The following is a 21,238-nucleotide window of genomic DNA, read 5'->3' as shown; positions in this document are numbered from 1 at the left end:
TCGCGGGCAAACAAGCGACGATTAAGGATGAGATGCGCTGTCGAGCATGCCTCCGCCAGGCAAAAGGACAAGATGAAGCTCTTCATCCGAACCATTCGAATCATCAGGGCGACGGTAAGGATCGGCATGGCCAACCTCTCTATAACATACTCCGCTATGTCTTCCACGAAGGACGCTATGCCGCCGTATGATGCCGGCTATCCCGAAAGGGCGGTGACACCACGATCGGCATGAAATCGGAGGTGAAAGCAGCCAACAGCCATTAGTCTGCGCCGCCGATCACCAATTCAGCGGTAATTCGAGGTCTCCAGCTAACGTTCGAGCTCTTGTAGCCCCACGGCGTGAGGCGGGCGCGTCCCTGACGGGGCCGAGGCTGGTTCGTTCCGACTTCAGGCCATTGTCTTTCAGCCATTCGTCATTGGTCTTCGAGGGGCAGGCGCTGCCGGCTCCGACAGTCGAGGCAGGATTGTCCTTGGTCACGACATTGCTGAGTTGAGCTCCGTCATGGGCGGCCGCACTCGCCACCGACCCTCACCCGAATGAACCCATGCGCCGTGTCGATGCCGGCATGGTTATTGTCACCGAACGTCGGAACAGGGAGTCCTGTTTGTTCGGACAATATCTACACAGAGTCCCGACCGATACGCCCACCCGGTTCAGGGTGCGCGTGGTGTTCAGTGGATAAGCCTATCCCTCAAACAAGAACCTGAACGGTTGCTTCGAAAATCGACTCGACGCTGGCGAGCGCCGGCTCCTGATGCGTTGTTTTCCAAGGGCTTAGCGGCGGTGGAGAGCCGTTTTTCCAAAAGCGAATCCAAAAACAGATTAATCCTTCGTATATAGAGCATTCTCTCCTGCCGTTCGAGCGCTGATGCGGTGCAGACCGGAACCATTAAGAACTCGAGACCAATGTGAATCTGAGATTACGAATATACGTGTTCCGTTCCCTCGCTTTCGGTAGCCTTGCGCTTTCTGATGCTGCATTCTTAGCATTTTACAACTTTTCGCAGACAACCCATCAAACGGTGCCAGTCGGCAATAATAATCTGAACAACCTAAGGATGATTCAGGCAGGACTCAAGGGTCGCCAGATAGGTGCCATTTGACAGGAATCCTAATTGCGAACTTGAATGAAGCTGCGCTCAACGCGGCGGAAATTGTGCAGTGGTTGTCGGCGAAAAAGGGCTGCGAGGCATACAGGCCCGTCAGTAGTGATTGTCGCGCGCTCTTTTCGTTCAGCGTGCATACGATCGATGGTTTTGGCGGCTGGTCCGGGTCAAGTTCCGCAGCCCGGGAGTTTTTGGTCGATATCGAAAGCGACGATTTCATGTTCTTCGTCGAGCACGGAACATATTATCAGCTATCGATCGGCGGTGCACGGCACCTCGTTACGCCGAGCTGGGGGCTGGTGACATCGGCGGATCGCTATTCCGGCGTCTCTATCGGTAGTGCGTCCGTCGCCGAGGGATTCTGCGTGCCGCGTTCGGTGATCGTTGATGCGCTCGTCAAAACATATGAACGGTCGGTTCCCACGAGATTCGAGTTTGAGCCGCTGCAAAACATGACCTCCGGGCCCGCAGTACAATTGCTTAATCTCATCAGGTTCTTCAAGGAAAACACATCGGACAGTACTAATCTCGCCATGTCGCCGATCGCGCTCGCCAGCTTCAAGGAAATGTTCAGTCTGTTGATGGTGCAAAACCTCCGTCACTCGCTGTCCGAGATCGATCTTCCGGTCCATGCTATAACGCCGCGCCAGATCAAGCGCGCTGCAGATTTCGCCAGGGCGCATTTTGCTATGCCAATAACGGTTTCGGATATGGCGGCCGCCGCCGGCGTGAGTACGGGCGCACTCCACCTGAATTTCCGTCGATTCCTGAACATCACGCCTATGGGCTACCTTCAGCAACTGCGGCTCGAAGGCGTGCGCCGGGACTTGATCGAGGCATCACCGTCATCATCAATCGCCGAGATCGCGCGACGTTGGGGCTTCGTCCATCTCGGCCGGTTTTCCCATAAATACCGCATTGCATTCGGTGTGCTGCCATCCGTCGATTTGGCCCGGCAACCCTGAACACCTCCTATAGGCCTATTCGACGCATCCTCTTTGTTGGCTTTTCTTCCGGGTGGCAGTGCGAATGCGAGGAGCCAGAATGTCGAGGTTGCACCCCAATGTACGATCGCGGCCTCCGGGGCTGGAGATTAGGCTTCTATCGCAATTGGCCAAAGCGCCTGCATCGGCCCGATCTCGGGAGGAGTGCGACGCACTGGTCACTCCGGAGAGCGAGGATGGAAAGGCAGCGGATGCGCTCGGTTGGGAGTAACGGGCGAAGCTACGCTCGGGCCCTAGAGTTTGAGCCTTCGACTGCGGGCTCTATCGAGATCGACCAGGCAACATCGCGCTCTTCAGCGGTTCGCGGCTTCCGCGCCGCCGGTTACCAAATTCAGCGGAAACTTGAGGGCTCCAATTGCCAATCTAATAGGGAAACTGTCGCTATAGGCTCTATTAAACTCGGACTAGTCTGCTGTTTCCAATCTCAGCTGTCCATGCCAATTATATTGAGTAGTCATAAGCTTGTGCCGCTCTCCGAATATGTCCGACTTTGTCACATAACTGAAAAGCTTCTGACCTAACGAGAGTCGAGTGTGGCCGTCGATCAGGAGTGATGAGATAATGTTGGAGCGCGTTGGCAGCGGATCGGATAAGATTGAAGCCTTGGTCGTGGACACTGGCCAGAAAGACGTGACCGATCGTTCCGCATTGGCGAAAACCATCGACGTAAGCGAAATACGCAGGATTGCTCCGACAGGCGGCGGACAGGTGGTCTTTGTCGGGTCTACGTCGACCAAAAGCGGCGGCTCCGCGATACTAGCCGATGCTAATGCAAGCACGACCGAAACCGGTGCGGCTGGCGATCTCAAGATCGATCTTGACGGCTTGAAGAAGGTTGCGGCTTCCGAGTTCGGCAGCACCGTCCCCAACAACGTCACCCATCTGTTCAACCCGACGATCGAGGCGATGACCAACCAGTTTTACGGGTCGGACAGCGTCGAGGTCCGCGACAAGTTCAAGGCCGACATCAAGGCGCTTCTTGGTCCGCTGCTCGACAAGATCGCTTCGGGAGAAGTCGGGCAGGCTGACCTTGGCGGTCTTCTGGAACGTTTGACGTCGCAATTGACGGCTCCCGGTGGCAAGGAGGTCTGGGGCTATCGTCACTCCGTGCAGACGGCCCTCGAAGGGCTGGTCATGGGCGCCAGCCTCGTTTCGAAGATGCCGGCCAATGCCGAGTGGGACACAAGTGTTTCGCCGCTGCCTTCCAGCAATCTCGCCAGCTATTCGTTCAACGACGTCATGGCGGCGATCATGATCGCCACCGGAGAAGCGGGCAAGGGGATCGCGGCCAATAGCTCCGAAGACAGCCGCTTCTTCGCAGGCAGCGGTGGCGATGCCTGGATCGCCGAGCGCATGTTCGGCACCAAGGACAATGACTGGAGCAAGACGATACAAAGTCTCGACCTAACTTATATCGATAGCGAATATCTGACATCGAGCCTTAAGAAGATGGGGTCCATCATGTCGGATGTTATCGACCCGGTCGTGGAGCGCCCGATAGAGGAGAGTGACGTCCTGGAAAGCAACGTACTGCGCGACTATGCGCCGTCGACCGCCTATGAACCAACGCTGCAGAAGCTCGACGAACTCAAATACAGCATTCTCGGCGACGCCGTGAAGAACATGGACCGGAACTTCGTCGCACCCGACAATATGGATCACCTCGATCAGCTGACGCCGGAGCAGAAAGCGGCGCTGCTCTACGATCTTCTCGAGATCAAGCAGCAGTACAACGGCTATATGAACCAGTATGGCGACAGCGTGCCCGACGGCGAGCGCGTCGGCGACGACCTCGACGCGCGGATCGAAAAACTGACGGCCGATCCTGCGACACAGCAGTATCTCTCCGATACCTTCGCGAGCGGCATGAAGGAATATCTACAGCGCCCGGAGAATTCCGATCTGCTCACCAATATCGAAGACGCCTATCTGATCGATATCGGCGGCGGCAAGGCGATCGACAAGGCGCTGAGCGCCGGCAAGAGCTTCGATGGTGCCCTGAAGGATTATTATTCCGAGCTCAACACGCTCGTCGATCTTCTGCCTCAGGATTATATCGACGCGCATATCGGCGCCGCGAACGTCACCTTCGCCAACATCATCAAGGAACATTATATCGGTGACGGCCAAGGCATCGATCTCGAGCCGTTGCTGTCGGGCTCGGAAGGCGCGACGAACGACGCCATCAGCCAATTGGCAAACAAGTTCGCCCAGGATTTTATCAGCAAAAACGGCCCGGCGGATGGCGGCGAAAAGTTGAAGCAGAACCTGGCGCAGGACATAGCGCGCGACGTCGACGGCGTTCTGCGCATGGTGCGCGGCGGAATGAAACTTGACGATGCACTTGCCTCCTTCAAGGATTCCCTCGATCTGCCACGCCAGACCCGCACGCCCTCGGGTATCGATGCCGAGGTGTACAAGGCCGGCCTCGTCCATGCCGTCCAGATGCTCAGCATGTCGAGCGTGCTGGTGGCGCGTGGCCTCGGCGTCGGCGGCAAGTGGACGTCGACCGATATCGCGGCTGCTGTCGGCTCGGCGACGCAAATCGTCGGCATGACGATGGAAGGGCTAGGCAAGAACCTTGATGTTGCCGGCAAGCCCTTCAGCGCCTTCAGCAATGAGACCGGCAGCTGGGGCAAGGGCATCTTCATGAGCTTCTCGCCCAAGACGATGGAAGCGGCAGGCAAGATCCTCGGCGCCGCCGGCGGGCTCGCCATGGCAGGCCTCGGCTTCTACTCTGCATCGCGGTCACTTAAGGCTGGCGACCGCGCCAAGGGCGCGCTCGAAATCATCGGCGGGGTTGCCGGCACCGGCAACGCGCTCATCGGCTTCTCCGAGGCGATGCTCTATCTGACCAACGCCATGTCCCGCGCCTTCTCCGGGCTCGGAACAGTAGCGCCGGAAGCGGTCACGATCTTCAGCAACGCCGCAAAAGCCGGTCTCGCCGCAGCCGGACTGGTCACCGGCCTGGTTGCCTCCGCCGTCGGACTGGCGCTTGGTCTGTGGGATATGGCCAACGGCGTAAAGAAGCTCGATGAGATGGAAAAGAAGCTGAACGAGAAGCTGGAGCGGTATATGGGCGAGTCTGTGCATCTCGAGTTCCGGCCGGATCCATCGTTCATCTGGTGAAGAAAGATCGCGGCCTCAGTTGCCGATGACGGGGCCCGCCTTCGAGTAGCGCCGAATGCTTGCCTCAAGATTAAATGCAAGTGACCGTTGAAACAGAAGCTTCTCTTTCGAGAGGAATTTCTATCCGTAGCGTGGAAAGCGCGGAAAGTTCAGCGCTCGTCATATCGGCTACTCGCTCGCATATCTTTCCGTCACCCATCGTTCCAGGTACGTGAAGCCTTAGCCGGAGCAACCACTTCCAACTGAACGAGAAATCCGAGTCACCCATCCAATTCGCGAAGGAAGCCGATAGAGGTCAGTCGAACTCTGCATCTCAAACTTGAATTATTTTTCAAAGGCCGTTCATATGGTGAATGTGAGGTAAACGACGTCGATCCGCAAAAGCGGACAAGAAGATCAAAGGGAACGCATGTCATCGATCGCACCAGCATCCTCGAAATCCGATGGGATTTCGTTTCTCCGGCTAAATGTCGACTCCAATTCGAGCTCCGAAAATTCCTCAGGCCAGACCACGAGCACCACGGTCAAGAAGGCATCGCCTTTTACCTCTGACGGAACGGCGACGACAGGCTCGACGATTTTCCCGTTGACATCTGCGCAGACGACCAGCTCGAAGTTCGTTTCGCTGGCCGGTACATCGAATGGCGCTTCCAGCCCTACCGCGCCGATCCAGCCGGTCATCGATCTCCTGTTCAATTCCGACTTCATGAGCGAGATCAACCAGGGCTTCATGGAAGGATTGAAGGACAAGGATAAGTCTTTCGGAAGCATCGACGGCGTCAAAAACCCTCAGAACTATACCGCCGAGCAGAAACTGATCATGTATCTCGATCTGCTTCAGACCAAGGCGACCTTCGGCAAATATAAGGACAGCCTCGGCGACAACCAGCGCGGCATCTATAACGACCAGGAGATCGTGAAGGATCTCGACAAGTCGATCGCCATTCTCGGCTCGGATCCCGACGTCAACTCGCTGATGACCGAGAAAACACTGAAGGCCTTCAAGCTGATCTTTTCGGGTTATCGCGTTGCACCGGCCGATACCAATAAGGATCCCTCAGAGATCATCAACGACACGATCACGCGCGATGAGAAGATAAAAGACCTGCGCGGGAAGGTCGAGGATGCCTTCGAGCGCGACATCGTCAATGGCGGCCTGCTGAACGACGGGCTCAAATCCGGCAAGGACACGGCAACGATCCTCAAGGAATATAATTCCGCGCTCGGCTTCTATTCCATGGTGCTTCCCGACGATTTCGTGAAGCAACGCTCGGCGATCGCCGACAAGGCCTATGCCGAGTTCTTTGACAAGAACGTGCTGCCGACGATCTCCGATCCGACGACGGCGCTCGATGGCCTGATCCGGATGGGACTGGCCGGCGACAAGAGCGAGCGGGAGCTGAAGGGGCTCGGCTCCATCTTGCCGGTTGTGGATTCCGACCAGTTGCTCGGACTCGACGGCAGCCTGTTTCCGGATCTCAAGATCGACCTCGAGGGATTGAAGAAGGTTGCGGCTTCCGAGTTCGGCAGGGTGGTGCCCAACAATATCACCCACCTGTTCAACCCGACCATCCAGGCGATGGCCAACCAGTTTTACGGGGGAGACAGCGCGGAGGTAGGTGATCAGTTCAAGGCCGACGTCAAGGCGCTTCTCGGCCCGCTGCTCGACAAGGTCGGTGCCGGAGAAATCGGCATCGGCGATCTCGCCGGCAACCTCGAGCGCCTGACGTCGCAGTTGGCAGCACCCGGCGGCAAGGAAGTCTGGGGCTACCGCCATGCGGTGCAGACCGCGCTGGAAGGGCTCGTCATGAGCGCCAGCCTCGTCTCGAAGATGCCGGCCAATCCGGAATGGAACAAGAGCATCTCGCCGCTGCCCTCCAGCAATCTCGCCAGTTATTCGTTCAACGACGTCATGGCGATGATCATGATCGGCACCGGCTTGGCCGGCAAGGGGATCGCCGCCAACGGCTCAGGCGACGGACGCTTCTTTGCAGGCAGCGGCGGCGACGCCTGGATCGCCGAGCGCATGTTCGCCACCAAGGACAATGGCTGGAGCAAGACCATCCAAAGTCTCGATCTGCCCTATATCGACAGCGAATATCTGACATCCAGCCTGAAGGACATGGGACTTTCCATGTCGGGCCTGATGAAGACGCTGATGCCCGGCGCGGATGTGATCGATCCGATCATCGTCGACAGCAAGACCGCCGAGGATGCGATCAAGAAGATCATCGCCCCGAGCCTCGATGCACTGGCGGAAACCCTGTTCAAGGGCAATGCCGAGGCCATGGCGCAATACAAGACCAATTTCACGGCGATCTTCACCGCGCTTTGGGCGACGATGCGTCCGAGCGGCAGCGTCGAGACGATCAAGACCGAGCTTACCAAATTGATCGACAAGACCGCCATTTTGGCGCCGGCAGGAGTCGATCCAGCCAAATACAAGGCGGCCCTGTCCTCCGGCGTGATGTCGGTGCTCACGGCTTCTCGTTCCATCTATGCGGGTCTCAACATGACGAACCCGACCTGGGACAGCATCGGCGTCGTCGTTCTACATGCCCTTGGCGCTCTCGCCCATATGGGCAGTGCGCTCGGCTCGGCGATCAAAGCTTCGAATTTTTCGCTACTGGACGGGATTGGTTCGCTCGCCGGCGTTTCCGACGAACTGGCAGGGGCGCAGCGCAGCGTCCTCTCCGCCTTCTTCAAGAATGCTGGGACGACGGTCGGCGCCGTCGCCGGCGTCGCCTGGTTGCCAGTGGAATATTATCAGTTCCTGCAAGGGCTTACGAGCGGCACGGGCGACCCGGTTGACCTCATCTTCATGGGCACCGGGGTCTCGGCCGATACGATTGGCGCGATCGAAGGCCTGACAGGCGTTGCCAACATGCTGGTGAATTCCACCTTCCTCGGACGCACAGGCGCGACGGTTGCCCTGGTCTCCGGCGGCTTCTCCTTCGCCTTTGCGGTGGCTAGCGCGGTATCCTGGGCAACCTGGTCGGGCTTCACCATCTACCAGAGCATCAAGCAGGAGAAGGCCTTCCACAAGCAGACCGACATGATGAACGACATGCTCAAGCGCACCGTCAACGATACGGTCGGCATCTACGCCAAAACAGGTCCGATCATCGGCGCCAAGGGCGGCGTCAATCCGGCGCCGCGCGACCCGGAACAGCGCGAGCTCTCGCCTGAGAACTGGGATGCGATCACCGCAGATGTCGAGAAGCGCCGCGGTATGGTGGTCGGCTGACCCAGGCCGCTTTCTGAATATTCAAAAGCCCGGTCGGTGGTCACCGATCCGGGCCTTTGTCGTCTCTTGCCTGCCTCATTCTGCAAGCTCTTAGCGTTCGATCGCACGTCGTGCGGTCTCGCCATCGGTGCTGAGGAGTCGCGCTCGCTTCTGCGCAATAGTTCAAGTATAACGTGAAGCCTATTTTGGATATTTGATGCGCTTTTCGTATAAAAGCATTACATCATAATATAATATCTAATAAAACTGTCAAAACATACTCTAAATGGCAAAAATTAACCATTTGTTAAGTTTATATAATTGACCTGGCGTTTTTTTCTCCATATCAAAACACGCATTCATTTTGATAACTCCCCGATGGAAGTGCTCATATGGCCGTAGATGCAGTGAATTCCGACCTGAACCTAACGCCCGCAAACCCCGTCTCCGTGGAGCTGACGACAGACAAGACAGGCACCACCGGCAGTACGACGAAAAAGGTCGATCCCAACAGCGAGAACGAGGTTCTCTCCGCCGCCGTGGACGCGTTTCTGCCGAGCATGATCTCCAACACCTTGATGCTGAACAATTCGATTTTCAATTTCGCCAAGGAGGCGATCGACGAAGGCAGCGACGAGTAGCGTTCCCGTTCATCGTTTGCAGTTGACGTGTACCGAGTTGAGGAATTGCAATGAGTGGAGAAGAATTTTCCGGCCGCGCCTTCACGCCGCCGGTCGATGGGATTTCGACCGGCAATATCCTGAAGACCTCGGCGATCGTGGCGGAGCGGATCGGCCCGCAGCCGACGGATTTCGCAGGCGTCCGGCCAACCGAACTCACATCCGTTCCGAACGCGCAGAGCCGCAAGATCGCGCCTCAATCCGACGCCGTTCCCCCGTCCTATTCGCCGGAAATCAATACAAATCCCTCCGGCATTCTCGACCGGCTGTCGGCATTCTTCATATCCGTTTCCGCAACCGGCCAGCCTGAGACGCCACTGGTGCGATTTGCCACCGACAAGGGTCACGGCGGCTCGAAGATCGAGGACATAACCGCATCGATCGACCGGCTGGAGAAATCGCAGCAATTCGCGACCGGCACGACGCTTCTGTCGTCGCTCACTCAGTCGGTGATGTCGTCCTCCAAGCGGCTGACGCAGGGCCAATAAGCATCATGACCGTATCGGCCCGTTTGATAGCGCGCAAGGTCCTTCCGAAGACCACGATGCTCGCCCTTTGCCTGTTCCTCGCCGCCTGCAGCCAGGACGTGCTGACCGGCCTCGACCAGCGCGATGCGCTGGACGCCCAGGTGCTGCTCGAACGCGCCGGGATCTCCGTCACGATGAAAGGCGAAAAGGGCGGGACATATGCGATCACCGCCGATTCTGCCGATCATGCCCGGGCGATAGAGCTGCTCGCAGGCGCCGGCCTGCCGCGTCAGTCGTTCGGAAATGTCGCCCAACTCTTTCCCGGCAACGGCTTCCTCGTGACACCTTACGAGCAGAAAGCCCGGATGAGCTACGCCATTGAGCAGCAGCTCGCCGAAACCCTTTCGGGGCTCGACGGTGTCGCTTCGGCGCGTGTCCATGTGGTGCTGCCGGAGGAGAATGGCCGCGGGCTCATCAAGGAGAGGGCGAGGGCAGCCGCCGTGCTGCAATACCGCCCCGGCGCCAATCTCGCCGAGATTGACATGAAAAGTCGGTCGGTTCTGGTCAACAGTATCCGTGATCTCTCCTATGAGGATGTCTCGGTGGTGGTCAGCCCCTGGTCGGAGGTCGGCGCGCAACCGGCCCCGACAGCGACGGCAGCGCCTGCCCCGGCGACAACCGTGGCGCTCGCACCTGCTGCAGCGCCGCTCTCGACGGCGCAAAGCGCCCTCTCGGCTTTCATGGTGCCTAATCTCGGCGTGATGGGTGCAATCATCCTCGCCATCGGGGCATGCCTGCTGCTGCTATTGCCGCAGCGGAAGGAGCGCTGAGCATGCGCACGCGCCGTTCCGATGGCGAGGCGATCTCGAATGCAGCGAAGGTCCGCAAGGCAGCGCTGCTTTCCGCGGATATCGCGTCGGCCGCCCGATGGGGTGAAATCCGGCCGCTCCTTGATGGGAAGCTTTTGTCGCCCCGACTGCATTGGCGGCTTTTCACTGAGATCGCGGAAGCCCATGGCGATCCCAGGACATTTTCGGATGGCGCCTGCCGCCTGATTTCCATGACCGAAGCCGCGCGCGCAAAGGCAGCGCGCCAGGCAGGCCTCGCCTATCATCTCGCAGCCTTCTGTCCCGGGGTCGATCGCCCGTCCCTTGCGAAGCTCAGAACAGCCTTCGGTGAGGAGGCGGTCGCATTCGCTCTCGGTCACGCACATCTTTCAATAGCGACGAGCCCGCTGGATTTACTGAGCGAACTGGCAAGTCATGTCGTCGTGGCCGATGGCTGGTCCATGCTCGCGGTTCTAGCGGACGAATACGGGATCTCTGCAGCCTGGCGGTCCGCAGGCTGGCGCGATATGGCCGAAAACGGTTCGGCTTCCCTGCTGAAAGGTCCGGCTCTCGCCCTGGCGGCGGCGGCCGTCGACGATGTCGCATCCATACAGGAAAACGGTAGACGATGAGTTCGGTCTTCGCACGCCATGACCGCATCATTCCGGCGGAGAGCTTTGGCCAGATCACGGAGGCGGCGCAAATTCTTGAGGCTGCCCGCCAGGAGGTCGCCCAATCGCAGGGCACACTCGCGGCCGCCGGCGAGCAGGCCGCCCGGGACGGTTACCGCGACGGTTTCGAACAGGGCTTACGCGACGCGGTCGCCCGGCTTGCCGTCTCGCTCGGAAAAGCCGAACAAGAGATTTCCAATCTCGACGGCTGGATTGAGGCCGTAGTTCTGAAATCGATTGGATTGATCCTGGGGTCGATGGAGGCCGACGAGCGCACGAGGCGATTGATCCACCACGCCATATCTGAGACGGCCGAGGCCCAGGAGATTGGCCTGCATGTCGCCCCCGAGGATGCGGCCATGATGGCCCAGGCGATTTCGGGTCTCGATGGCCGCATTGGCATCGAGGCGGATCCGCTGATGGTTCCCGGCGAGATCGTCATGGAGACCTCGGCGGGGCGGAGCCAGATTGGCCTGAAAGATCAGCTCGCCACCGTGGTCGAGGTTCTCATCCATGGTTGACGCGTTGGTTCGCATGGAGCGGGCGCTCCAAGAGACGGAAGCGCGACGGCACAGCGGTCGCGTGAAAAGCGTTTCCGGCCTGCTCGTCCGGGCAATCATCCCATCGGTACGGATCGGCGAGCTTTGTGAACTGCACGAGCCGGGCAGGGGGCGCATCGGCCTTGCCGATGTCGTCGGTATCGACGGTGAGACGACGCTTCTTTCACTTCACGGCGAAACTCGCGGCATTTCGCTGCGCACCGAAATCGTCCCGACCGGCCGGGAGCCCACAATCTCCGTCGGCGATTTCCTGCTTGGCGCAATCGTCGATGCGCATGGGAACATTCTGCGTCCTTCCGCCAATCCTGCCGGCAATGGCGCGCGCTTCCAGCAGCCGCTCTACGCTCAGCCGGTCAATCCCTTGTCGCGCCGTCCCATCCGGCAGTTATTCGCCTCGGGAATTGCCGCATTGGACGGACTGCTGACCTGCGGGCAGGGCCAGCGCATCGGTATTTTCGGTGCGCCTGGCGCCGGCAAGTCGACGCTGGTTTCCGAGATCATCGCCAACGGCGCTGCCGATGTGATCGTCTGCGCCCTGGTCGGCGAGCGCGGCCGCGAAGTCGGCGAATTCGTGGCCGACATCATGCCCGAAGGTGCGCCATCAAATGTTGCGCTGGTCGTCGCGACCTCGGATCGGCCCGCACTGGAGCGCTTTAAGGCTGTCATGACGGCGACGGCGATCGCCGAGCATTTTCGCGAGCAGGGAAAACATGTGCTGCTCCTCATCGACAGCGTCACCCGCATGGCGCGCGCCTTGCGTGAGGTAGGGCTTGCCGCGGGTGAACCGCCGGTGCGGCGCGGCTTTCCACCCTCCGTATTCGCGGTTCTGCCGCAAATTTTCGAGCGCGCCGGAAACAGCGCTAATGGCACGATGACGGCTTTCTACACGGTGCTTGTCGAAGGCGGAGAGCAGGACGATCCGATCGCCGAAGAAACCAGGTCGCTGCTGGATGGCCATATCGTCCTCTCCGACAAAATCGCCAGGGCCGGAAATTTTCCGGCGATCGATGTGCTTGCCAGCCGAAGTCGGACGATGAGCGCGGTGGTGAGCGAGAGCCATCGCCAGGCAGCCGACAGGCTACGCTCCCTGCTCGCTCTCTATGAAGAAGTGGAACTGCTGATCCGCGTCGGGGAATATCGTGAAGGGCGCGATGCCGCCGTCGACGAGGCTATCGCCAAACACGGACTCATCCAGCGGTTCCTGTTTAACGGACAGGGGAAGCCGCAGCCGTTCGGCGCGATCGTCGAAGCGCTCGAGGATCTTGTCCGATGAATATCGCAGCGCCCGCATGGCCCCGCTCATCGATGGCCGAGAGCTTCTTTTCCCGTTCCGACACGATGAGGCGCGCCGCCTGGCAAATCCCCGTCGGAGACCACGCACTTTCCATTCGTCCCCTCTCCCCTGAGATCGCAGCCGGGCGGATCGCCGATCCGGTCGGCATTCTCTGCCGCGTCGGCGAGCGGTACCACATGCTGGTTGCTTCGGCAGGAGCATTGCGGTTACTGGCCGAAAGGCTTGAACCGCTGCTCCTCTGGGAAAAGCTGTCGCCGTATGAAAAGGCGGCCGTGGTCGAACACCAATTCGCCGAGGCCTTCGAGGCAATCGAGAACAAGATCGGCATCAGCCTTTCGCTGCTCGAAATCGGCGCCGAGCCGCAGCCGGATGTCAGCGGCAATTTCGGCTTCGAAATCGGCTGGAACGGCATGAGCCTGCCCTTGAACGGTCGCTTCAACGAGGCTTTTCTTAGCGGGCTGGTCGGCTGGGCGAGCCGCCTGCCGCGCCGCACGCTCAATGCCCTGACGACGACCGTCAGCATCCGGCGCGGTTATGCCGTCCTGTCGGTCGCTGAGATCAAATCCCTGCGATTGGGGGACGGCATCGTCATCGATGGGGGAGCGCCGGAGACCGTGATCGCGATCACGGGTGAACGTTACCTTGCAACCTGCATGCGATCGGACAAAGGCACGGTCCTCACTGAGCCGCTTCTGTCGACGCCAACCGGACCAATGAGGCATTTCATGACGAATGAAACCGTCGATCAGGAATTGCAGGGCGAGCCGCGTCCGTCGCCTGTCGACAGCATCCCGATCAAGCTCGTCTTCGATGCAGGACGGCTGGAGCTTCCGCTTCGCACACTCGAGACGATCGGCGAAGGCTACGTGTTCAATCTCGACAGGCCATTGTCGGATGCCGTCGATATCATCGCCCAGGGCCGTGTCATCGGACGGGGTGAAATCATCTCCGTGGATGGATTGAGCGCCGTTCGCGTCACGGCGCTGCACGACTGATGGAACAGACCTTTCCTCTTGCGCAGAGCCTCGTGGCGATGGCGGCGATCTCGATGCTGCCGGTCATTGCCGTGATCGCAACCTCCTTCACCAAGATTTCGGTCGTCCTGCTGATCGTGCGCAATGCGATCGGCATCCAGCAGACTCCGCCGAATCTCCTAATTTTCGCTATCGCCATCGTGCTCTCGGCCTTCGTGATGAACCCGGTGCTGCAGAGCAGCTGGCAGTTGCTGCTTGCCCATAGCGGCGATTTCGCCACGATCGGCGGCATGGCGGACGGCATGGTCAAGGTGACGGCACCGCTGAAGGATTTCATGCTGAAATTTTCCGATGCCGAGGTCCGCGACTTCTTCGTGCAGGCCTCGCAGAAGATCTGGGCAAACGCGCCGGTTACCCCCATTGCCTCCGACGACATCACAGTGCTGACGCCGAGCTTCCTCGTTTCGGAACTGACGCGGGCATTCGAAATCGGATTTCTGATCTATCTGCCCTTCCTGATGATCGACTTCGCCGTCTCCGCCATTCTGGTCGCGCTCGGTATGCAGATGATGTCGCCGACCGTCGTTTCCACACCGCTCAAGCTGCTGCTCTTCGTCTCGATCGACGGCTGGCGGCGATTGCTGGAAGGTCTGGTTCTGTCCTATGCGCAGTGACCACACCCTCTCAAAAACGCTGAAAGCATCGGTTCGGGCATCAGCCGAGTCCGCAAGAAAGGCTTACGCTCATGGGTGAAGATCAGGTTGCCGCCGAAATCGGCATGTCCGTGATGGCGACGTTTGCCTTGGCCGGACCCATTCTTGGCCTGGCGGCGCTTCTCGGCCTCATCATCGCAATTTTCCAGGCGGCGACGCAGATCCAGGAACAGACCATCGCGCAGATCGTCAAGATCTTCGTGATCTCCATCACCCTGCTACTGTTCGGCCGGGTGCTGGCAACCCCGCTGATCGAACATTCCGTCCATATCCTCAATGACTTTCCGACCATGGTTCAGTGAGGCGGCGCGGATGGGGTCGGGTCATCTTCCGCTCGTCGGTATCGAGGTCGCAGCACCGGCCGCGGCTATGCTCGGCGCCGCCCGCGCGCTCGGGATCCTACTTATCTTTCCGATCTTCTCGCTGTTCAGCATCGTCGGCATCCTGCGTTTCGGGCTCGCAATCGGCCTTTCGGCGCCCTCCGTCGCCTTCGCCTATTCGGTGCTGGCTCTGGGTGATACGTCCTGGTTCGATCTCGCCGCGCTTTCGATCAAGGAGCTCTGCTTCGGCGCGCTCGTCGGCATGGGGCTCGGCATTCCCTTCTGGGCAGCCCAGGCTGCAGGCGACATGACCGATGTCTATCGTGGTGCCAATGCCGCCAATCTCTTCGACCAGATCAACGCGCTGGAAACCGCGCCGCTCGGTTCGTTGATGATGTCGATCGCTCTGGTGATCTTCGTCAGCGCCGGCGGCATCATCGATCTCGTTGCGATCTTCTACAAGTCGTTCGAGTTCTGGCCGCTCTTCAAGCCCACACCCGTCATGCCCGACGATCCGCTCGACATGGTCCTTGGCGTTTTCGGGCGGCTCTTCAAGGCGGCCGGCTTGCTCGCCGCCCCGTTCATGATTGTCACCTGCGCGCTCGAATTGTCATTGGCATTCGTCGGACGTTCGTCCAAACAATTCCCGCTGAACGACAGCCTGCCGGCCATCAAAAACTTCGCGGTCGCGGTCGTTCTTGTCATCTATACGGCCTTTATCTCCAACTATTTCCACGGTCTCTGGATCAATGGATTCAACGAGGTGAAAGCCATGCTGGAGGCGGGTAATGGCCAAAAGTGACGATACCGAGGAGAAAACCCTGCCGCCGAGCCGGGTAAAGCTCGACCGGCTTCGGCGCGAAGGCCAAGTTCCACGCTCAAAGGAAATCCCGGTCGCGATCTCCGTCCTCGCCATCGCGGTCTACGTCACCTGGCGATTGGAAGGTATCCTCGGGTGTTTCGCCCGCAGTTTCGATTCTGGCCTGCAGTCCATCAAGAGAGCGGATCTCAGCGATGCCGTCGGCGTGGGCTTGAGCGAAACGGGCGTGGCTCTGCTCGATCTGATCTGGCTGCCGCTGGCGATGGGTCTCGCGGCGACCATCGTGGTCTCGATCCTCGATGCACATGGCTTTCCCGTATCGTTCAAGCACATGAGCTTCGATTTCACCCGGCTCAATCCGTTTGACGGCATTAAGAAGCTTTTTTCCCTGTCGAGCATCGCGGAGTTCATCAAAGGGCTTGCCAAGTTTGCCCTGCTCGCCGCCGCCGGCAGCGGCGCAATCCTTTATTTCCTCAACAGCATCTTCTGGGCGCCGCTTTGCGGAGAGGCATGCTCGCTATCCACCGCAGCCCATCTTCTCGGCTCGATCCTTATCGTTGCCGCAGGCATCATGGTGGCGGCGGCGTTTTTCGATATCCGCATTTCGCGCGCGCTGTTCAGGCATGAGCATCGCATGACCAAGACCGAGGCGCGGCGGGAATACAAGGACACCCAGGGAGATCCGAAGCTGAAATCGGCGCGCAGGCAGATCGGCGCGGAAATGCGCGGCAGCCCGCCGCGCAAGGAACGGCCGGGCCGGCGATAAAAGCCGGCATTTGCCGAAATGCGACGGCGCGGTTTCAGCGTGCTTGAACCGGAAGGCGCTGATGATGGATCGAGCCGATCTCTCCGATCGTTTCGATCGCTATGTCTCTGTCGATTTCTTCCACCGCCACTACCGGAATGCGGCAGCTATGGCGGAGCAACAGCGTCTGGGTAAACAGGCGCAACTCGCCCGGCACGATGATGACGGGATCGTGTCCCCTCTCATTGGCGTCCTCCAGGGCCTGTCTCGTTTTCTCGGCAAGTAGGCGTAGTCTTTCGCCTATCTCGATCTTCTCGGTCGCTCCGCCTGCCTCATAGGACCGGACGACATGATCCCATTCGGCGGGAAGGACGAGCGCCGGCAACAATCCCCGCCGGTCGAGAAGCCCGAACGCAATCTGCTTGACCAGCGCGGCACGCGCCTTTTCGGCCAGGGCATCCGGCTCATTATCAACGCCGGCGTGCAGCATCACTTCCAGAAGTCCGCGCGGCTGGGAAAGCGTCACGCCGGATTCCAGCAGGCGCCTGACGACCGCGACCGTCAGCATCAGCGGTACCTGGATGGCGACATCGATCGCCAGTTTGCCGAGACGCGGTTCGAGGCTGCCCAGCCACTGCGCGGCATCGTCGACGCTGAAAAGCGCGCCGATGTGGCGGCGGACGATGCGCACGATGTCGTCGGCGATCTGTTCAACCGTTCGTTCAGGACCGCAGCTGACGAGGCCGGCAGGCACGTTTTCGACCTGGAGATGGATGAGATTCTCGGCCATACGGGGATCGGCGTTGAACGTCGGCACCGTCACGGAGACGCCGACCGCGCGGGCCGCCATGCGGATACGACCGTCCAGCATCTCGCCGAGTCTCATTGCTTCGAGCCGCGTAAGCGTTTCCATGGAGACGGTTGCAACGACGGGATCGCCATATTTCGTTCTGTCGAGCGGATAGGAATTGGCGCTTTCCGTCGCATTCGTCGATCCGGCAGCGGGCTGGCCTGCGCGCCGCCGATGAACCACGAAGGCAAGGACCGCCAGACCCACGCCGATCGCGCCGAGCACGCTGGTCGGGAATCCGGGAACGAAGCCGGCGCATATCGTCAGCGCTGCCGCAATCGCCAATGCGCGGGGCTCCCGGAAGAGTTCGCGGCCGATATCGCTGCCGAGGCTGCCGTTGCCGTCATCGGAAACACGGGTCACGACGATGCCGGCGGCTACAGCCATCAGAATGGAGGGGATCTGCGAGACGAGACCATCGCCGATCGACAGCAGCGTATAGAGATGGGCGGCTTCGGCAAAGCTCAGGCCCTTCTGGAAAATGCCGATCGCGAGACCACCGATGAGATTGACTGCGACGATCACCAGTCCGGCAACCGCATCGCCCTTCACGAACCGCATGGCGCCATCCATGGCGCCGAAAAACTGGCTCTCCTGCTCCAGGCGCGCCCGGCGTTTCTGCGCGGCTTCCGTGCTGATGTGGCCGTTACGCAGGTCGCTGTCGATGGCGAGCTGCTTACCCGGCATGGCGTCGAGCGTGAAACGCGCGCCGACTTCGGCGATGCGCTCAGCGCCCTTCGTCACCACGATGAACTGCACCAGCGCCACGATCAGGAAAATGATCAGGCCGACGACGACGTTTCCCGAGACGACGAAATCGCCGAAGGCCATGATGATCTCGCCGGCATCGGCATCCGCAAGCACGAGCCGCGTCGAAGAAATCGTCAAGGCCAGGCGGAAGAGCGTGCCGATCAGGATGACAGCGGGAAAGGTCGAAATTTCGAGAACGCTCTTCAGATAGGTCGTGGTGATCAGCACGACGAAGGCGAAGGCAAGATTGAAGGCGATCAGCACATCCAGAACAACGGTCGGAAGCGGCAGCACCATCATTGTGACGACGGAAGCGAAGAACACCGCAAGCAGCATGTCCGTGCGCTGCGCAAGCATGGTGATGGCGGACGACCTTGCCTTCATGATCGGGCTTCCGATGCCATTTGCTACTCTTGTGTGCTGCTGGAAATTTCGGCGAGCCTGGGCGCGGAATTCCCGGCGGGGGCGAAGTAGACCGTATCGTTCTCGCTATCACGGGAAACGAGCAACTGGTCGCTGCGGATCTCCTTTATTCGCCAGCCGCTGGGCACCGTATCGCCTTCCTCGTAGCGCTGGCCATCCGTGCCGATGATGAACCTGACGGGCGTATAGCCGGCGGCGGCGACGAAGCCGTCGAGACCGGAGGAGACGGCGGTCAGATCGACGATGGAGACGGAACTGCGCCGGCTCATCGAGGCGATGATGCCGCGCAGTTTGGCCTTGTCGGGCAGGCTGAGAGCAGGCGATTCTTCGCCAATGCGAATTTCGGCGGGAGTGTCGACCACGCTCAAATTCTCGGGAAGCTGGGCCATGCGGATCGCCTGACGGATTTCGGCGGCGACCGCAGCCGATGACGGCTCGGGTTCGGGTGCTGCCGGAGCCTTGACGAGTGGGATCTGTTGAGCCGGCGCATCGTCGTCGTGAAGGCCGGCAAATAAAAGGATCGCCGCCAGCGCAAGAAGGCCGGCAGCGGCGATCCGACGCGGAGCGAACCGCACGCGTTCGGCGCCGAGACCTTCGAGCTCACATGTCGTGCCGTCGAAGGAAATGGTCTGGTTTTTCTTAAGGGTGACCGTCTGATCACGTTCAATGGAGCGGCGGTCGACCGCGAGACCATCCCGCAATGCCGTGAGCGACACCACGTAGGAGCCACGGGAACCCTTCAGGCCTATGGCAAAGGCGGGTTCTGGCCTGTCGCCGAGGATGATCATGTCGCAATCGGCGCTGCCGCCGACAACATGCTGCTCCGTCGTCAACGGCAGAATGGCGCTGCGCCCGGCGCGTGTGATGCGCAAAGCCGGTGCGGGACTGCCCGACACGGCGTTGCCCGCAGCTACATTGCCGGGGGCTCCTTTGAGTGTCGGCGAGGAGGGATCTGAATCTATAGCCATCTGTTCCCGAACCGTCCGTCGAGCGGCTTTGTTTTCTTCGAGAGCGGGGAGGCGAGACGGGCGAACCCGTCTCGCCATTGCGTTCAATCAGCCCGGACCGATCTTCTTGATGGCGTTCGCCACACCATTGATCTTGGTGATCTCGGTTGCAACCTGCAGGCTCTGCGCCGTTGCTTCGTTCTGAGCGGACTTGAAGGCCGAAATTGCGGAGCTGACGCCCGCGTCGAGTGTAGAAGTACTAGTGCTAGTAGCCATGTCTTGAACTCCTTGCATGGTTTTGGCGGCGAGAACCTTGCAGAATTCAAAATGGATTTCAATAGGTTATGTTAAAAAGTTATTAATTCGCAATAAGGACGGAAATTTCGTGATACGGATATGCGCCGTCACACAGTTGTATTCTCAGCGCCCCGCCATTTGGGACACTACATCAGATAATTATTAATGATTTCGATTTCGTATTCCATGCCTTCCTTCTGTCGTGTTATTGGCGAGGGAGATCCGGATCGAGAGGTAAACTCAGATGTTTGTGCGTTTTGTTTACATGGCCGCTATCGGACTGCTTGCGGCTTTTCCTTTATCCGCCAAGGCCGGCGATCGGGAGGTGCGCCTCGATGTGGTATCGCTGCCGCTCGGCGATGTCGTCCAGACGATTTCCTTCATGTCCGGCATTCCGGTCACGACAGTCGGGACGCTGACCGGCAAGGTCGAACACTGGTCTGTTCGGGAAAACGGAGCCAAGGCCTTCGTGAAGCTCGGAGACGCTAGCAATCTCTTCGTGGCCTATGATGGCAGCCACGTCATCATCGCGCCGAAGCAGGAGGTCTCCACCGTTGTCCTCGATCGCAGCGGTCGCAGGTGGAAAACCGAGCAAAATGCCATACGCGCGCTGTTCCCAGTCCTGCCCGACGATGCGTTGCGTGAAGATGCGGCCAGCGGATTGGTGCTCGTGCGCGGCCCGGGCGTGTTCATCAAGGCCGTCGAAGACGTGCTGAGCCGACAGCACGCCGACAGCATCAAGGTTATCAAGGGCGGCAAGCTGGAAATCCTGACACCGAGCGACGGCGCCTGAGAAGCAACTATGAAGGCGTCGAAGGCTCTCAGGCTGTTGCTGGAGATACGCAACCTCCGGACGGATAATCTCTCGCGCAGCCTCTCCAAGGCGCGCGCCGATGCCGAACGGGCAAGAGAGGAAGAGGTGGGAGCCTCTGAGGCGCATGACATCGCGGCAAGCCGGGCCGCAGGCAATCCCATCATAGATGAATTGCGCAAGGACGGTTTTGTTTCCGCCGCTGAGCTTCATAACGCCCTGATGCGCCAATCCGTATTGCGCGGCCATGAAGCGGATGCAGGCGTACTGCTCGAGCAACACAAACTCGCCCGGTTCGCTGCTCAGGAACGAGCAGATGAAGCCGCCGCCGATTTTTACCATGCGCAAAAGGCGGTCGTGCGCGCCGAAATTTCACTGGAAGTGGCGTATAAACTGACGACGAAACCTGGGTTCGACGGAAATTAATGATGTTAGCCATGAACCGCTTGCGGTTGAAACGAGCCCTCGAACTTGATGTCGTGTATTAATTCTTCCGGCAGCGGCGAAGTGCTAGAAAGTATGCCGACGTGTTTAAGGTAATGACCACCATTGCATGGTAGAAAAGGCTTGCCGGATCGACAGGGCATGAAGCCTCGCCATTCGAAATCCTGATCTTATACG

The 21,238-nt window shown here is 59.5% G+C and carries 21 protein-coding genes; 16 read left to right on the top strand and 5 right to left on the bottom strand.

Annotated elements, in window-relative coordinates; all coding sequences use genetic code 11:
* Window positions 1–279 precede the first annotated feature (279 nt).
* Window positions 280–525: a hypothetical protein gene (locus QA648_RS27985; protein ID WP_283052084.1), complete on the bottom strand. Its 246-nt coding sequence runs from the start codon at window positions 523–525 to the stop codon at window positions 280–282.
* A 577-nt stretch (window positions 526–1,102) separates the two neighbouring features.
* On the opposite strand from QA648_RS27985, the gene QA648_RS27980 reads away from it, so the two are divergent.
* Both QA648_RS27980 and QA648_RS27975 read left to right on the top strand, forming a co-directional pair.
* Entirely contained in the window at window positions 1,103–2,074 is a 972-nt protein-coding gene (locus QA648_RS27980; RefSeq protein WP_283052082.1) for a helix-turn-helix transcriptional regulator, read from the top strand.
* A gap of 600 nt (window positions 2,075–2,674) precedes the next feature.
* Window positions 2,675–5,242: a hypothetical protein gene (locus QA648_RS27975; RefSeq protein WP_283052081.1), complete on the top strand. Its 2,568-nt coding sequence runs from the start codon at window positions 2,675–2,677 to the stop codon at window positions 5,240–5,242.
* Window positions 5,243–5,638: 396 nt separating this feature from the next.
* Here QA648_RS27975 and QA648_RS27970 read toward each other — a convergent pair whose 3' ends face one another.
* The gene (locus QA648_RS27970) at window positions 5,639–5,923 is read right to left on the bottom strand and encodes a hypothetical protein (RefSeq protein ID WP_283052080.1); all 285 of its coding nucleotides are present in this window, start codon (window positions 5,921–5,923) and stop codon (window positions 5,639–5,641) included.
* A 25-nt stretch (window positions 5,924–5,948) separates the two neighbouring features.
* Between QA648_RS27970 and QA648_RS27965 the strand changes: the two genes are divergently transcribed.
* From QA648_RS27965 to QA648_RS27910, 12 genes are all read left to right on the top strand, one after another.
* Complete coding sequence (locus tag QA648_RS27965) at window positions 5,949–8,489, top strand: hypothetical protein (RefSeq protein ID WP_283052079.1); 2,541 nt, start codon at window positions 5,949–5,951, stop codon at window positions 8,487–8,489.
* Between the two features lie 371 nt (window positions 8,490–8,860).
* Window positions 8,861–9,109: a hypothetical protein gene (locus QA648_RS27960; RefSeq protein ID WP_283052077.1), complete on the top strand. Its 249-nt coding sequence runs from the start codon at window positions 8,861–8,863 to the stop codon at window positions 9,107–9,109.
* A gap of 50 nt (window positions 9,110–9,159) precedes the next feature.
* The gene (locus QA648_RS27955) at window positions 9,160–9,636 is read left to right on the top strand and encodes a hypothetical protein (RefSeq protein WP_283052075.1); all 477 of its coding nucleotides are present in this window, start codon (window positions 9,160–9,162) and stop codon (window positions 9,634–9,636) included.
* Between the two features lie 5 nt (window positions 9,637–9,641).
* Window positions 9,642–10,445: a type III secretion inner membrane ring lipoprotein SctJ gene (sctJ, locus tag QA648_RS27950; protein WP_283052073.1), complete on the top strand. Its 804-nt coding sequence runs from the start codon at window positions 9,642–9,644 to the stop codon at window positions 10,443–10,445.
* A gap of 2 nt (window positions 10,446–10,447) precedes the next feature.
* Window positions 10,448–11,074, top strand: coding sequence for a hypothetical protein (locus tag QA648_RS27945; protein WP_283052071.1), 627 nt, complete (start codon window positions 10,448–10,450; stop codon window positions 11,072–11,074).
* Entirely contained in the window at window positions 11,071–11,634 is a 564-nt protein-coding gene (sctL, locus tag QA648_RS27940; protein ID WP_283052070.1) for a type III secretion system stator protein SctL, read from the top strand. The genes QA648_RS27945 and sctL overlap by 4 nt, the downstream gene beginning before the upstream one ends.
* On the top strand, window positions 11,627–12,946 hold the full coding sequence (locus tag QA648_RS27935; protein WP_283052069.1) for a FliI/YscN family ATPase: 1,320 nt from the start codon (window positions 11,627–11,629) through the stop codon (window positions 12,944–12,946). Before sctL ends, QA648_RS27935 begins: the two co-directional genes overlap by 8 nt.
* Window positions 12,943–13,962, top strand: a complete 1,020-nt coding sequence (sctQ, locus tag QA648_RS27930) for a type III secretion system cytoplasmic ring protein SctQ (RefSeq protein WP_283052068.1) — start codon at window positions 12,943–12,945, stop codon at window positions 13,960–13,962. The genes QA648_RS27935 and sctQ overlap by 4 nt, the downstream gene beginning before the upstream one ends.
* On the top strand, window positions 13,962–14,615 hold the full coding sequence (sctR, locus tag QA648_RS27925; protein WP_283052067.1) for a type III secretion system export apparatus subunit SctR: 654 nt from the start codon (window positions 13,962–13,964) through the stop codon (window positions 14,613–14,615). Before sctQ ends, sctR begins: the two co-directional genes overlap by 1 nt.
* Window positions 14,616–14,686: 71 nt before the next feature.
* Window positions 14,687–14,956, top strand: a complete 270-nt coding sequence (locus QA648_RS27920) for a flagellar biosynthetic protein FliQ (RefSeq protein ID WP_004672590.1) — start codon at window positions 14,687–14,689, stop codon at window positions 14,954–14,956.
* A gap of 10 nt (window positions 14,957–14,966) precedes the next feature.
* On the top strand, window positions 14,967–15,776 hold the full coding sequence (locus QA648_RS27915; RefSeq protein WP_283052049.1) for a flagellar biosynthetic protein FliR: 810 nt from the start codon (window positions 14,967–14,969) through the stop codon (window positions 15,774–15,776).
* Window positions 15,763–16,560 (top strand): EscU/YscU/HrcU family type III secretion system export apparatus switch protein, encoded by a 798-nt coding sequence (locus tag QA648_RS27910; RefSeq protein WP_283052047.1) that lies wholly within the window; start codon window positions 15,763–15,765, stop codon window positions 16,558–16,560. The genes QA648_RS27915 and QA648_RS27910 overlap by 14 nt, the downstream gene beginning before the upstream one ends.
* A 34-nt stretch (window positions 16,561–16,594) precedes the next feature.
* Here QA648_RS27910 and QA648_RS27905 read toward each other — a convergent pair whose 3' ends face one another.
* From QA648_RS27905 to QA648_RS27895, 3 genes are all read right to left on the bottom strand, one after another.
* The gene (locus tag QA648_RS27905; protein WP_283052045.1) at window positions 16,595–18,523 is read right to left on the bottom strand and encodes a flagellar biosynthesis protein FlhA; all 1,929 of its coding nucleotides are present in this window, start codon (window positions 18,521–18,523) and stop codon (window positions 16,595–16,597) included.
* Window positions 18,524–18,546: 23 nt separating this feature from the next.
* Window positions 18,547–19,530 (bottom strand): hypothetical protein, encoded by a 984-nt coding sequence (locus QA648_RS27900; RefSeq protein WP_283052043.1) that lies wholly within the window; start codon window positions 19,528–19,530, stop codon window positions 18,547–18,549.
* 87 nt (window positions 19,531–19,617) lie between these two features.
* The gene (locus tag QA648_RS27895; protein ID WP_283052041.1) at window positions 19,618–19,785 is read right to left on the bottom strand and encodes a hypothetical protein; all 168 of its coding nucleotides are present in this window, start codon (window positions 19,783–19,785) and stop codon (window positions 19,618–19,620) included.
* Between the two features lie 265 nt (window positions 19,786–20,050).
* Between QA648_RS27895 and QA648_RS27890 the strand changes: the two genes are divergently transcribed.
* Together QA648_RS27890 and QA648_RS27885 are read left to right on the top strand one after the other, a co-directional pair.
* Window positions 20,051–20,599, top strand: a complete 549-nt coding sequence (locus tag QA648_RS27890) for a hypothetical protein (RefSeq protein ID WP_283052040.1) — start codon at window positions 20,051–20,053, stop codon at window positions 20,597–20,599.
* A gap of 9 nt (window positions 20,600–20,608) precedes the next feature.
* Window positions 20,609–21,043 (top strand): hypothetical protein, encoded by a 435-nt coding sequence (locus tag QA648_RS27885; protein WP_283052038.1) that lies wholly within the window; start codon window positions 20,609–20,611, stop codon window positions 21,041–21,043.
* Window positions 21,044–21,238: the final 195 nt, after the last annotated feature.

This window comes from Rhizobium sp. CB3171, from assembly GCF_029714265.1.
Lineage (GTDB): Bacteria > Pseudomonadota > Alphaproteobacteria > Rhizobiales > Rhizobiaceae > Rhizobium.
This window is presented reverse-complemented; position numbering and strand designations above follow the sequence as displayed.